Annotated in this window: 14 protein-coding genes and 1 pseudogene; 6 read left to right on the top strand and 9 right to left on the bottom strand. The window is 61.3% G+C overall.

Features of this window, described 5'->3' with window-relative positions:
* Positions 1–2: 2 nt before the first annotated feature.
* The gene (locus ACZRMO_RS24300; RefSeq protein WP_463974484.1) at positions 3–458 is read right to left on the bottom strand and encodes a DMT family transporter; all 456 of its coding nucleotides are present in this window, start codon (positions 456–458) and stop codon (positions 3–5) included.
* 4 nt (positions 459–462) lie between these two features.
* Positions 463–951 carry a DMT family transporter gene (locus ACZRMO_RS24295; protein ID WP_463974483.1) on the bottom strand — a complete coding sequence of 163 codons (489 nt, stop codon included), beginning with the start codon at positions 949–951 and terminating at the stop codon, positions 463–465.
* Positions 952–1,067: 116 nt separating this feature from the next.
* On the opposite strand from ACZRMO_RS24295, the gene ACZRMO_RS24290 reads away from it, so the two are divergent.
* From ACZRMO_RS24290 to ACZRMO_RS24280, 3 genes and pseudogenes are all read left to right on the top strand, one after another.
* Positions 1,068–2,000 (top strand): LysR family transcriptional regulator, encoded by a 933-nt coding sequence (locus tag ACZRMO_RS24290; RefSeq protein WP_463974541.1) that lies wholly within the window; start codon positions 1,068–1,070, stop codon positions 1,998–2,000.
* Between the two features lie 124 nt (positions 2,001–2,124).
* Positions 2,125–2,484, top strand: a complete 360-nt coding sequence (locus ACZRMO_RS24285) for a type II toxin-antitoxin system Phd/YefM family antitoxin (protein ID WP_463974482.1) — start codon at positions 2,125–2,127, stop codon at positions 2,482–2,484.
* A pseudogene (locus ACZRMO_RS24280) lies at positions 2,481–2,857 on the top strand (type II toxin-antitoxin system VapC family toxin). Before ACZRMO_RS24285 ends, ACZRMO_RS24280 begins: the two are co-directional and overlap by 4 nt.
* A gap of 17 nt (positions 2,858–2,874) precedes the next feature.
* Here the strand turns inward: ACZRMO_RS24280 and ACZRMO_RS24275 are convergent.
* The 3 genes from ACZRMO_RS24275 to ACZRMO_RS24265 all read right to left on the bottom strand — a co-directional run bounded on the left by ACZRMO_RS24275 (position 2,875) and on the right by ACZRMO_RS24265 (position 6,650).
* Positions 2,875–4,194: an Nramp family divalent metal transporter gene (locus ACZRMO_RS24275; protein ID WP_017738378.1), complete on the bottom strand. Its 1,320-nt coding sequence runs from the start codon at positions 4,192–4,194 to the stop codon at positions 2,875–2,877.
* 37 nt (positions 4,195–4,231) lie between these two features.
* Complete coding sequence (locus ACZRMO_RS24270) at positions 4,232–5,785, bottom strand: DUF726 domain-containing protein (RefSeq protein WP_463974481.1); 1,554 nt, start codon at positions 5,783–5,785, stop codon at positions 4,232–4,234.
* An 82-nt stretch (positions 5,786–5,867) separates the two neighbouring features.
* On the bottom strand, positions 5,868–6,650 hold the full coding sequence (locus tag ACZRMO_RS24265) for an AraC family transcriptional regulator (protein ID WP_463974480.1): 783 nt from the start codon (positions 6,648–6,650) through the stop codon (positions 5,868–5,870).
* A gap of 103 nt (positions 6,651–6,753) precedes the next feature.
* On the opposite strand from ACZRMO_RS24265, the gene ACZRMO_RS24260 reads away from it, so the two are divergent.
* Positions 6,754–7,653, top strand: a complete 900-nt coding sequence (locus ACZRMO_RS24260; RefSeq protein ID WP_124528341.1) for an EamA family transporter — start codon at positions 6,754–6,756, stop codon at positions 7,651–7,653.
* Here the strand turns inward: ACZRMO_RS24260 and ACZRMO_RS24255 are convergent.
* Positions 7,647–7,952, bottom strand: coding sequence for an XRE family transcriptional regulator (locus ACZRMO_RS24255; RefSeq protein WP_463974479.1), 306 nt, complete (start codon positions 7,950–7,952; stop codon positions 7,647–7,649). The genes ACZRMO_RS24260 and ACZRMO_RS24255 overlap by 7 nt on opposite strands.
* 184 nt (positions 7,953–8,136) lie before the next feature.
* Here ACZRMO_RS24255 and ACZRMO_RS24250 point away from each other — a divergent pair, with 184 nt between their 5' ends.
* Both ACZRMO_RS24250 and ACZRMO_RS24245 read left to right on the top strand, forming a co-directional pair.
* A complete protein-coding gene (locus ACZRMO_RS24250) occupies positions 8,137–9,945 on the top strand; it encodes a monovalent cation:proton antiporter-2 (CPA2) family protein (RefSeq protein ID WP_207047007.1) in 1,809 nt (602 codons plus the stop codon).
* Positions 9,946–10,017: 72 nt separating this feature from the next.
* Complete coding sequence (locus ACZRMO_RS24245; RefSeq protein ID WP_463974478.1) at positions 10,018–10,572, top strand: DcrB/PsbP domain-containing protein; 555 nt, start codon at positions 10,018–10,020, stop codon at positions 10,570–10,572.
* A 160-nt stretch (positions 10,573–10,732) separates the two neighbouring features.
* Here ACZRMO_RS24245 and ACZRMO_RS24240 read toward each other — a convergent pair whose 3' ends face one another.
* The 3 genes from ACZRMO_RS24240 to ACZRMO_RS24230 are packed head-to-tail and all read right to left on the bottom strand — an operon-like array spanning position 10,733 to position 12,819.
* Positions 10,733–11,452: an alpha/beta hydrolase gene (locus ACZRMO_RS24240; RefSeq protein WP_463974477.1), complete on the bottom strand. Its 720-nt coding sequence runs from the start codon at positions 11,450–11,452 to the stop codon at positions 10,733–10,735.
* Positions 11,453–11,463: 11 nt separating this feature from the next.
* Entirely contained in the window at positions 11,464–12,219 is a 756-nt protein-coding gene (cobF, locus tag ACZRMO_RS24235) for a precorrin-6A synthase (deacetylating) (RefSeq protein WP_124528335.1), read from the bottom strand.
* 45 nt (positions 12,220–12,264) lie between these two features.
* Complete coding sequence (locus ACZRMO_RS24230; RefSeq protein ID WP_463974476.1) at positions 12,265–12,819, bottom strand: histidine phosphatase family protein; 555 nt, start codon at positions 12,817–12,819, stop codon at positions 12,265–12,267.
* Between the last annotated feature and the right edge of the window lie 228 nt (positions 12,820–13,047).

Here is a 13,047-nt window from a genome sequence, read left to right as displayed (position 1 = left end):
CGTCAGTCCGCCTGGCGGGTGTTACTGCGATACATGAACACCAGCGCCAACGCCAGGCACAGCATCGCCACAATCCGGCTCCCTGACAGCTCGATCGCCGGGTTGCCCAACCAGCCAAAGTTGTCGATCAACATCCCCATGCCCAACTGCCCGACGATCACCGCCACCGTGGCTACCGCCGTGCCCACAATCGGCACCGCGCCGACCATCACCATCATGTACACCACGCCAAACAAGGCACCGGTCAGTTGCCATTTCGGCACGTCCAGCAAGCTCACGGCCTGGGCGGGTTCAAAGAAGAAAATCAACAGCGCCGTGGTCAGCGCACCCACGGCAAAGGTCAGCAAACTGCTGCGCAACACGCCCACCGTCTGGCCCAGGCGCCCGTTGATCGCGGCCTGCACACTCAACACTGCACCGGCGGCAATCACCAGCACCAACAACAGAAGCAGATTCATCGCCTTACCCTCGTGCAATCAAGATCAGTGCCGCCACAATCAACGCCAACGCAATCCAGCGTTCACCATTGACCCGCTTGCGCGCAGTGCCGAACCAGCCGAAATGGTCGATCAACACACTCTTGCCCACCTGCCCGGACAGAATCGCGATCATGGTCATGGCGATGCCGATATGCGGCGTGGCCAGGGTCAGTACAACCACGTACATCGGCCCCAGGAAGCCGCCGATCAATTGCCAGCGCGGCAGGTCGGTCAACGCCGGGCCCTTTTGCGGGCCGCTGAACAACAGCAGCACATACAGAATCGCCGAGCCGACGCCGAAGATGCTCAACGTCGCCCACAAATGCCCGACTTGCACACCCAATGGTCCCAGCAACCCGGCCTCCACTGACAGGCCCATACCCGCCAGGATCACCAGCGGCAGCAACAACAACCGCAAAAGGTTTTTCTTCGGCACGGCCAACGCCGCACTCTCGATAGAACTTGCCTGCATACATCACCTGCGCTTCAAGAAAGAGACATGGCGCGCATTATCCGGTGGTGGTGCTGTGCGATAAATGGCAGCATGCCGACAACACCTTTGCGCAATACGCACAGCAGGAAGTCCCGATGCAGGGTTTGAATGAATTGAGTTTCAAGGCGCTGCGCCTGTTTGTGGCCGTGCTCGACCATGGCAGCTTTTCCGCAGTGGCCCGCCGCGAAAGCCTGGCGCCCTCCTCCATCTCCCGGCAGATCCAATTGATGGAGCAGGCCCTCGGCCAGCAATTGCTCTACCGCCACACCCGTGCGGTCAGCCCCACCGAGGCCGGGCGCCTGCTCGGGCATCACGCGCGACTGCTGCTGGAACAACTGGAAACCGCCGGCCAGGCCTTGCAGGAACAAGAGCGCGAGCCCAGCGGGCTGGTGCGGATCAACGCACCGATGGTGTTCGGCCAGCGCCACCTCTCACCCTGGCTGGGCGAGCTGTGCCGGCGCTATCCCAAGTTGCAACTGGACATCCAGCAGACCGACACCTACGTCGATCCCCTGCAAGACGGCACCGACCTGCTGTTTCGCATCGGCGTGCTCAACGACTCGGGCATGCAGGCGCGCATCTTCGCGCCGCAGCGCTTTCGCATCGCCGCCAGCCCCGCCTACCTGGCCCGCCACGGCACGCCGCAACACCCCGACGAACTGGCCAACCACCACTGCCTGGCCTACAAAGGCATCACCGGCCAGCAACGCTGGTTCTTCCGCCGCGATGGCGGCGACTGGACGCCCTACAGCGTCAAGGGCCCGATCACTGGCAACCACGCCGACACCCTGACCCACGCCGCCGAACAAGGCCTGGGACTGGTGGTGTTTCCGTCCTGGCTGATTGGTGAGGGCTTGCGCGCGGGCACTTTGCAGGCGGTGCTCACGGAGTACGAAGTGGCGACCACGCTGGAGCCGCAACAGATCGCCGCGTTATGGCCGGGCAGCCGGCGGTTGTCGCTGAAGGTGCGCACGGTGATTGATTATTTTGTGGAGTGTTTTGGGGTGGTGCCGTATTGGGATCGGTGAGGTGTGCGGCGGCTGAGGAAATTTCCGAGCGGGCAACGTAGGTGAGTTCTGATTTAACGGGCCACTATTTTTTGGCATTTCCCCTTGGGGCAGACTTTGACGAACTCATTTTCGGAGAGATGCCATGGACTTCCTATACGACAAAAAACCCCATGCCAAGCGAGCGGCCACAGCCAGTTGTCAGGCCGTCTTTGATAGCTCGCGGAGCGTTGGCTATATTTGGCCCAAACAGGGGGAAACCCGAATGATTACCGTGCCCTTGGGTGAAGCTAAAAACAATCTGTCAAAACTGGTTGATGAAGCTGCCGCCGGAAAAACCATCACCATCTCCAAAAATGGCCGCGCGATGGCGCAACTTGTCCCCATATCGAAGCCCAAGGGGCCGCGAATTGGTGCGATGAAAGGCATGTTTGTTGTTCCTGACGACTTTGATGCGCCTTTACCGGATGATCTACTGGACGCCTTCGAGGGCAACCCTTTATGAGGGTCTTGTTGGATACCCACATTCTGCTTTGGTCGCTGACTGATGACCCCAAACTCTCCAGCAAAGCTCAAAGCATATTGAAAATGCGGCAGAAATTTACGTCAGCGCTGCAACATTCTGGGAAATGGCAATCAAGGTCGGCTTGGGAAAACTCAATGTAGACATGAACAAACTCCGTGAATTTTGCCTGGACAGCGGCTTCGTCGAGCTACCCATCACGACTGAACACGCCACTGCCGTAAAGGATCTTGAGCATCATCACAAAGATCCCTTCGATCGGCTCATCGTCGCAGTCGCCATGAACGAACCGATGAGGTTAATTACGGCCGATCCGCACGTCGCCCAGTACACATCCCTTGCGATTCTGGTGTAACGCCCAACCGTCACGACTCAAAACACCCACTGCCCAATCAACCACCCATTCGCCCCACTGATCACCGCAAACAACAACCACGCCAACACCCGGGTCGGCAGCCGGTTCACAAACGGCCCCATCAGTTGTTTATCGCCAGTCATGCGGATCAACGGATACAACGCAAACGGCAACTGCAGGCTGAGCACCACCTGGCTGAGAATCAGCAATTTGCCAATCGCACCATCGCCCAGCAGCCATACCCCAAGAAACGCCGGGATCAGCGCCAGCCCGCGGGTAATCAGGCGGCGTTGCCAGCACGGAATACGCAGGTTGAGATAACCCTCCATGATCACTTGCCCGGCGATGGTGCCGGTGAACGTCGAGCTTTGCCCGGACGCCAGCAGTGCAACACCAAACAGGATGCTGGCAAACGCGCCGCCCACCAGTGGGTCGAGCAAGTGGTAAGCGTCCTGGATTTCGACCACATCGGTGTGGCCGGTCTTGTAGAACGCCGCAGCGGCCAGCACCAGGATGGCGGCGTTGACCAGCAAGGCCAGCGCCAGGGAGCCGATGGTGTCGATGCGCGCCAGCTTGACCGCGTCCTGTTTGCTGGCGAGGTCCTTGCCAATCAGGCGAGTCTGCACAATCGAGGTGTGCAGGTAGAGGTTATGCGGCATGACCGTGGCGCCAAGGATGCCGATGGCCAGGTACAGCGGTGCAGCATCGCTGATGGCCGAGAGTGACGGTGTGAAGCCGCTCAACACATCCGGCCAGTACGGCTTGATCAGCAGCAGCTCGATGAAGAAACACACGCCGATAGTCGCCACCAGCGCCAGCATGATCGCTTCCAGGCGGCGGAAACCACGGTTTTGCAGGGCCAGGATCAGCAACGTATCGAATGCGGTGATGACAATGCCGGTGGTCAGCGACACGCCCAGCAGCAGGTGAAACGCCAGGGCACAACCGAGCACTTCGGCCAGGTCGGTGGCGATGATGGAGATTTCCGCCAGCAGCCACTGGGTACGTGCAGAACGCTGGCTATAACGCTCGCGGCACAGCTGCGCGAGGTCCTTGCCGGTGGCGATGCCCAGCCGCGAACACAGGCACTGCACCGCCATCCCCGCCAGGCTGGCCAGCAGCACCACAAACAGCAGGCTGTAACCGTAGCGCGAGCCCGCTTCGATGGCCGTGGCCCAGTTGCCGGGGTCCATGTAGCCGATGGAAATCAACAGGCCAGGCCCGGCAAACATCAACATCCGCTTGAAGAACGACGCCTTGGGGTCAACGGCAACGGAGCCGGCCACCTCCGGTGGGCAGAACGGGGCGGTGGCGATTTTCGGCAGGCTGAATTTCACGCGGTATTCCAGGTAAATGCATAGGGCGGGAAGCTTATCAGTCGGACGCAACCGTGCGCATCACTGTGTCCCGGGGCAGGTCAAACGCCTCCACCACTTGCACCACCAGGTCCATTTCCTGGTTCAGCGCCTCGCGTTCCATGCGCTGGCGGATCACGCCCACCACCAACACCGCCAAGGTGGTGATCGAGTAGGCCGGGCCGGAAAACGCGCGCACCCCGCTGACCAACAGCATCGCCGCTGCCAACGCCTGGCCCACCACCGGAATCGCCGTGGCCGCCCCGCGCCGCAGGATAAACCCGGTGAGCCCCGCCAACGCAGTGCCACTCAACGCGGTGGTGGCCGAGCGCCCTACGCTGAAGCGCGCGAACACCCCCTGCTCTTTTTGCGCCGCCGCCTGCAACTCGGCGTCGAAGGCCTGCCGGTCGGCGCTATTGAGTTTGTCCTTGTATTGCTCGATCAGGTGCTCCGCGACCTGCGCTTCGATATCTGCCAGCTCGACGGTGTCAACGGGCTGATCGAACTTGATTCCCAGCCGCTGCGCGACATCTTCGGCGATCTGGCGATAACTAACGCCATGGCCCCGGGCGAGGTTCATAAAGCTGTCACCGCCCATGCGCTGCAACTCGATAGTCAGTTTCAACGGTTCGCGCACGCTGGCATCAATCGATGCACTGCGCTTTTGCGCCATCAGTTCGGCGAGGAACTTCAACTCGTCCGGCCGCGCCTGCACCAGCGCCGGGAACAGTTCCCCATCCTCTTCGGCAAACCGTACTTCGCTGCTGCGCTGATCTGCGCGGATCATGCCGCGCCGTTCCTGCAACAGGTCGGTGTACTGCACCACGGTCTTTAATTGCGGCCAATACGCCGCATGATCGAAGGTGGCCAGGTGCACATTGCTCACCTTGGCCTTGAGGGCGGGCGTCAGCGGGATGGCGTAACGACCGATGCAACGCTCGTTATCCGGCTTGATCGCCAGCGCCCAGTCCTTACTGGAATGACAGTTGATCACCCGCCCCTGGAGCGACGCCGACACTTCATCCCACGGGCTCGACGTACAAATCGCCCCGCCCATCAGCAACACGTTGTTCAACGGCAGTTCGCGGGCCGCCTCGGGGCTGGCCAACAGGCTCTTGACCAGGATGCGTGCGCCCAGGGAATGACCGACCAGGTTGATGCGCCGTACCGACAGGGCTTCGGCGTGCAGGTAGTTGGCCAGCTCGGGCAGCAAGGTCTGGGCGACCTCATCGACACGCGCCTCGACACTTTTGTAATGGTCAAGAAAGTAGGCAATCGCCTTGCCCACTCCCACGGTCGCCGCGCCCAGGCCACCACCGCCGAGCATCGCGCCGATCACTTCCTTGAACGGGGCGAACAGGTTTTCCAGGAAATGCCCGGCCGGCCAGAACAGCATCACATTGGTCGAGCCTTCGATGCTCGCCAGTTGCGCCGTGAAGTTGCCCAGTTGCTGGCGGTTGAAGAAGGCCGAGTAACCGTGAACGTAGAGATTGAGCACATCGCCCTGGGGCTCGCCGCACATCACAAAAGTGGGCTTACGGGTGCGGTGCATTTCATCCCACTGGTGCTGCATGGGGCGGTGACTCCTGGTGACGATGGACGGCGATAGTAACAAAGCGTGGCCGGCACAGAGGTGAATCCTGACCGACGCGGCCTCAGAACAACGACGCAGCCTTGGATTTGGCCAAGTACCGTGCCGGAGAATCCCCCAGGTTGCGCCGAAACACCGAGGTGAACGCGCTGGAGCTGCTGAAGCCCAGCCCCAGCGCCACATCGGTGATGGATGCACCGTGGCTGAGCCGCGCCGTGGCTTCCAGCAGGCACACCTGCTGGCGCCAGGCCACAAAGGTCATGCCGGTGTGCTCGAGGAACTGTCGGGTAAAGGTGCGCCGGCTCATGCTCGACCACTCGGCCATGGTGTCGAGGGCAATGGTCTGCGTGGGTGCGTCCAGAAAACGCTGGCAGGCGCGGGCCAGGCGCGGCTCTGCGGGCAACGGCGCGCTGAGGGGCAACTCGGGCATCGCGCCGATTTCATCCACCAGCAGCGTCAGCACGCAGCGTTGCCGAACACTGAGCCGCGCCGCCGGCTCGATCGTCAGCGCCGCTTCGAGCAGATGCCGCAGCAGCGGCGAGACTTCGAACACCTGGCAATGGCCTTGCAAACCCGCGCGCCCGGCGGCTTCGTCGTCGAGGTAGGTGTTGAGCATGAGCACATCCCCGCGCATATGCATTTCGTGGGGCACTCCGCCAGGCACCCAGATCGCGCGCTGCGGCGGCACCACCCAGTTACCGAGGTCGGTGAACATCTTCAAGGCGCCGGTGGACGCATAGGCGAACTGCCCACGGGCATGGGTATGCCGCGCAAACACGGTACCGGACGCGTATTCGTGCAGCGTCACCAGCGCTTCGGGGTCATTGTCAGCAAAGGTCGGGATCATGGCCCGATATTGTCAAAGGATGACCTGAGATAGCAAGCGGGCCATTCAGCTGCGGCTTAACATCAACGCCTTTGAACATGCCTGCCCGCTTAAGGAAAAGCCCATGCAGAAAAAACACCTGGCTCTCGCCCTACTCGTCACCCTGGTCTGGGGCCTGAACTTTCCGATCACCAAGCTTGGCCTGCGCGGCATCGATCCCTTTGTGCTCACCGGTATCCGCTTTGCCCTCGCCGCCTTGCCCCTGGTGTTTTTCATCCGCCGCCCGGCCGTGCACTTCGGCTACGTGGCCGCGTACGGAGTGATCTTCGGCTTGGGCATGTGGGGCGTGATCAACTATGGCATCCAGGTCGGCGTGAGTCCCGGGATCGCCTCGCTGATCATCCAGCTCAGCGTGTTTTTCACCCTCGGCTGGGGCGTGGTGCTGTTCAACGAAAACCTGCGCGACGCACAACTGGTCGGCGCCGGCCTGACCTTGCTCGGCCTCGCGGGGATCGTCGTCACCCAGGACGGCAGCCACGCGGTGCTGGGCGTCATGCTGATCGTCCTCAGCGCGTTTGCCTGGAGCGTGGGCAACGTCATCATCAAGCAGTCAGGCGTGAAGGAAATCTTCGCGTTCATGGTGTGGGCCAGCCTGTTTCCGCCGATCCCGCTGTTCCTGATGGCCTGGTGGATGCGCGGCAGCGCCGCGTTCGAAAGCCTGCCCGCCAGCCTCGACGTGATGGCCATCGGCTCGATCCTGTTCCAGGTCTACCTGGCCACGCACTTTGCCTACTGGGGCTGGAACTCGCTACTCAAGGCGTACCCCGTCTCGACGGTGGCGCCCCTGTCATTGCTCATCCCCGTGTTTGGGATCGCCAGTTCGATGCTGATCATTGGTGAACGTATCTCCACGCTGGAACTGATCTCGATAGCGATCATTCTGGTGGGGTTGGCGGTGGGGTTGTATCGCCGGCCGGTAACACTGACCACACAGAAAGAAACACAGCCGGGCAGCGCTCAATAGGCGAAGTTGTCGATCTTGACCTGACCATCTGGAAACGTCGCAATGATCTCCAGTTCGCCGCCCATCGCACGGATGTAGTCGCGCAATGTGCTGATGTACATATCCGTGCGCCGCTCCATCTTGGAAACAGCAGCCTGGTTGATATTCAATGCCTTGGCCAGATTTTCCTGGCTCAACTGCTGAGCCTTGCGCAGCTCGTACAGGGGCATTTCTTTTAGATGTTGCAGGAACAACTGCTTGGCTTCGGCCTGAGATTGCGGGGTCATGCGGGCTTGAAGTTCAGCGAATTTTTTAGCCATGGTTGAAGCGTCCTAAATCAAGATTAGACGCGATAAATATTCCATCAAAGGAATATAAATTCAACCTTTTCGTAAACCTGCCCTCCCCTTCAGCAACGAGCACACCGCAAAAACACAATTTTCGACACGTAAAAAGCGCTCTAATACGCTCCTGTTGATTCGTTTCAAGATCCTGGAGTCCCCAATGCCCCATGAAGGCAACCTGTTACAAGCAGCCGTGGTGTTTCTGCTCGCCGCCGTGCTGACCGTGCCGCTGGCCAAGCGCCTGCAATTGGGCGCGGTGCTCGGTTATCTGTTCGCCGGGGTGATCATCGGCCCGTCAGTCCTGGGTTTGGTGGGCAATCCGCAAAGCGTGGCGCAATTTTCCGAGTTGGGCGTGGTGTTGCTGCTGTTTATCATCGGCCTGGAATTGTCGCCCAAGCGCCTGTGGGTGATGCGCAAGGCGGTGTTCGGCGTCGGGTTGGCCCAGGTGTTGCTCACCGGCTTGGTGATGGGCGTGGTGGCGTTGTGGCTGTTTGGCCAGTCGTGGAACAGTGCGATTGTGCTGGGCCTGGGCCTGGCGTTGTCGTCCACCGCGTTTGGCCTGCAAAGCCTGGCCGAGCGCAAGGAGCTGAACCAGCCCCACGGCCGCCTGGCCTTTGCCATCTTGCTGTTCCAGGACATCGCGGCGATCCCGTTGATCGCCATGGTGCCGTTGCTGGCCGGCAGTGATCACCCCACCACCGAAGCCCAGGGCCTGCAACATGTGTTGCAGATCCTCGGCAGCATTGCCGTGGTGATCATCGGCGGGCGCTACCTGTTGCGGCCAGTGTTTCGCATCGTCGCCAAGACCGGCCTGCGCGAGGTGTCCACCGCCACGGCGCTGCTGGTGGTGATCGGCACCGCGTGGCTGATGGAACTGGTGGGCGTGTCCATGGCCCTGGGTGCCTTCCTCGCCGGCCTGCTGTTGGCGGACTCGGAATACCGCCATGAACTCGAATCCCAGATCGAACCCTTCAAGGGCCTGCTGCTGGGCCTGTTCTTTATCAGCGTGGGCATGGGCGCCAACCTCAGCCTGCTGCTCAGCTCGCCGCTGCTGGTGCTCGGCCTGACCCTGCTGTTGATCGGCCTGAAGTTGCCGCTGCTGTACGCCGTCGGGCGCCTGGTGGGCGACCTCAACCGCGAAAGCGCTTTGCGCCTGGGCGTGGTGCTGGCGGCGGGCGGTGAATTTGCCTTTGTGGTGTTCAAGATCGGCCGCGACCAGGGCCTGTTCGAACCGCACCTCTATGACGTGCTGGTGCTGACCATCACCCTCTCCATGGCCGTGACCCCGCTACTGCTGTTGATCTGCCCGAAGCTGTTCAAGCCCAAGGTCAAGCCGGTGGAAGTGCCCGAGGAATACCGCACCATCGAAAGCGATGCACCCCGCGTGGTCATTGCCGGCATGGGCCGCATGGGCCAGATCGTCGCGCGGATCCTGCGCGCGCAAAACATCTCGTTTATCGCCCTCGACACCTCGGTGGAAACCATCGAGCTGACCCGCAGCTTCGGCGGCATGCCGGTGTTCTACGGCGACCCGCAACGGCCGGAGATCCTGCACGCGGCCAAGGTCGATCAGGCGGAGTTCTTTGTGATCGCCATGGACGACCCGGAGATCAACATCAAGACCGCCGAACTGGTGCGCAACCTCTACCCGCACATGAAGATCATCGCCCGCGCCCGGAACCGCCAACACGTTCACCGTCTGGTGGACCTGGATGCGTCGCCGGTGCGCGAAACCTTCTACTCCAGCCTGGAAATGAGCCGCCGCACCCTGGTCGGCCTCGGTTTGACCCAGGCCCAGGCCGACGCGCGCATCACCCGCTTCAAGAACCACGACCTGCAAGTGCTGGCCGCGCAACACGCGGTGTATGACGACGCGGCCAAGGTGATGCAGACCGCCCAGGAAGCCCGGGCAGAATTGGCGCGGCTGTTTGAGATGGACCGACTCGAAGAAGAGTCCGACAAGGTGTAAGACTCAGGGTGAACGATATTGCGAAATTTCTGACAGAATACGCCGCAATTTCGTTCATCCCTGGAGCGCTTCATGGCCACTTTCACCCAGACCGCTGCCCTGCTGGCCCTCGTGCTTGCCGCTGGCAGCGCGTTCGCCGCCACCCCGCCGGCCACACAGAGCATCTCCACCTTGGGCGGCAAGTTCACCTTCAGCCTGCCCAAGGCCTACGTCGCTGACACCCTGCCTGTCAGTCAGGCCGAAGATAACAGCACAGCCACCCAGGGCACCCTATACGCCAACCAGACCACAAAAAGTGTAGTGATCGTCGCCGAAACCGTGCGTACCGATGGGGTAAACATCGGGGATAACGACACGCCATTCCTCGACGGTGCCGTCGCGGGTTTCGTCAAGGACCAGAGCGCCGCGCTGCCGGATTTCAAGAAGCAGAATGAGAAGAAGCTGACCTTCAAGGGGTTGGGTTTGCGTCAGGTGGACAGCACTGCGACACAAGGCGGGGGCAAGACGTTGAACAGCACCTTCCTGGGTGGTGCGGGTAATCACATGCTGGTGATCCAGGCGATTTCCCGTGGGGATGATGCGAAGGGCCATGCCGAGCTGGTGAAGCAGATTACAGGCGGCAAATAAGCCGACCTTGACCCAATGTGGCAGCTGGCTTGTGTGGGAGAGGCTTTTTGTGGGAGCTGGCTTGCCTGCGATGCAGACACCTCGGTCTTTCAGTAACACCTGGGTGATGCAATCGCAGGCAAGCCAGCTCCCACACAAGCCAGCCCCACTCTCCCCGTGTTTACTTGAGGTTTTTTACCAGCCAGACCCTTAGGTCCTGCACCTCAGCCTCACTGATGGTATGCGGCATCCCCACATACTCATGAAACTCCGGCTTCAACCCCACCCCCAGCAACACCTCATTCGCCCGGGTCGCCGAGGCATACGGCAGCGCCTGGTCCAACGTCCCATGGCCGATAAAGATCGCCAGTTTGTCCCGAGCCGTATCCGCCTTCAGCTCAGCCTTCAACACCGGCAACACACTGCCACTCAACGCCGCAATCCCACGCACTAGCGCAGGCTTACGCAACCCCACTTCGTAGGACATGATCGCGCCCTGGCTGAACCCCACCAGAAACACCCGGTCCGGTTGGGTGTGGTACTTGTCGGTGGCCTGCTGCACAAAGTCTTCGATCAGTTGGGCGCTGCGCTGCAAGTCGGCGGTCTCGCCGTCGTAGTCGCCATCGCCGGGTGTCTTCGCAAACCAGCGATAACCGCTCGCGTCCACCGGCATCGGCGCCCGTACGGAGAGGTAAGTCCAGGTGGACGGCAAGGCGTCCTTGAGCCCAAACAAATCTTCCTCGTTGCTGCCAAACCCGTGCAGGAAAATCACCAGCGGCTCGTTGCGCGCATCGCCCTGGGTCTGTTCCAGGTAGGCCAGCGGCAAGTCGCTGTGCAGGGTGTCGTCGGCATGGGCGGCACCGGCCAACAGGGCCAGCGTCAGGGCAAACAGCTTGAACATGGGGCGTTACCTCAGGGTTTGCGCAGCAGATAGGTGTCCATGATCCAGCCATTGGCTAGACGCGCCGCCTTGCGCACGCGCTCGATGTCGTCGGCCACTTCAGCGACTTTGCCGCTGATCAGGATTTCGTCCGGCGTACCCAGGTAGGCGCCCCAGTAAATATCCAGGTCTTGGTCGGCCACGGTGCGGTAGGAATCTTCCGCGTCGAGCATCACTACCAGCGTATCCGCATCACTCGCCTGCCCCGCCGCCAACCGGCGCCCGGTGGTGATCTCGATGGAACGGCCAATGCGGTTCAGCGGTACTTTGTGCTGGGCGGCCAGGGCCTGCACGCTGGTGATGCCGGGGATCACTTCAAATTCAAACGCACAACGGCCACTGGCCAGGATCGCCTGCAGGATGCGGATGGTGCTGTCGTAAAGCGCCGGGTCACCCCAGGCCAGGAATGCGCCGACTTCGCCGTCGGCCATTTCCTCATTGATCATGCGCTCGAAGGTCTGCTGCTTGTCGCGGTTGAGGTCCTGCACGGCCGTGGTGTAGTCAATTTCACCGCGCACGCGCTCGGGGCAGTCGGCCTCGACGAAGCGGTAGCCGGGCTCGGTGATGTAGGTCTCGCAGATCTCGCGGCGCAGGTCGATCAACTTGTCTTTGCTCTGGCCCTTGTCCATCAGGAAAAACACGTCGGTGCGATTGAGCGCCTTCACGGCCTGCATCGTGATGTAGTCAGGGTTGCCGGCGCCAATGCCGATGATCAGGATGCGTTTCATGGGTTGCTCTCATTGCGGGGCGTGGATTTTGCCATGTTCAGGGGCTCAGGCGTGAGTTTCCAGGCGCAGGCGCCAAACGCCATTAAAGCGCAGCTCGGTGGCGGACAGCGGCTCGACGTCGATCAGGTAGAACATCGACAGCGGAAACTGCATGACGTACAGCATTGCGGCGCGGATCACGAAGGGATGGGTGATGGCGACAATATGGCCGGGCTGGGTTTCGATGGACTGCATCCATTGCGCTACCCGCGCGCAGACCTGATCCACCGATTCGCCACCGTGGGGGGCGCTGGCGCTGTTGATCAGCCACTCCTGCAACTCATCACTAGGCAAGCGGCCGACGTCCTGGCCTTTCCACCGTCCGAAGTCTGCATCGCGCAATGCGTCCTCAACCACCGCGTCACGGCCAAACAAGCCCGCCGTCTGCCGGGTGCGCGCCTGCGGCCCACACAGCAGGCGACGGGGTTTCTTGTAGCGACCGGCCAAGGACAGCGCCGCGCCTTGCCAATCCATCGCCACCGACTCGTCATCGGAAAAAAAACCGCGCTTTTGCAGGGGCGTGACGGCATGGCAGATGAGGGTCAAGCGGGTGGCCTGCATGAAATTCGCTCCGCCGAATGAAGGCCAGTAAGACTGGCGCAGTTATTCCTGGCGTGCAACGTCTTGTGCTAGGTGGTGGGGGGGCGATGGCGGTGGGTCAGCTGCATTTGTGTTGACTGTTAGGCCGCCTTCGCGAGCAAGCCCGCTCCCACAGGGGATTGGGTTCACACGCCAGTCCAGGTTCACACCGATCAAAAATGTGGGAGCTGGCTTGCCTGCGATAGCGGT

The organism is Pseudomonas sp. B611, assembly GCF_055407965.1.
This window is presented reverse-complemented; position numbering and strand designations above follow the sequence as displayed.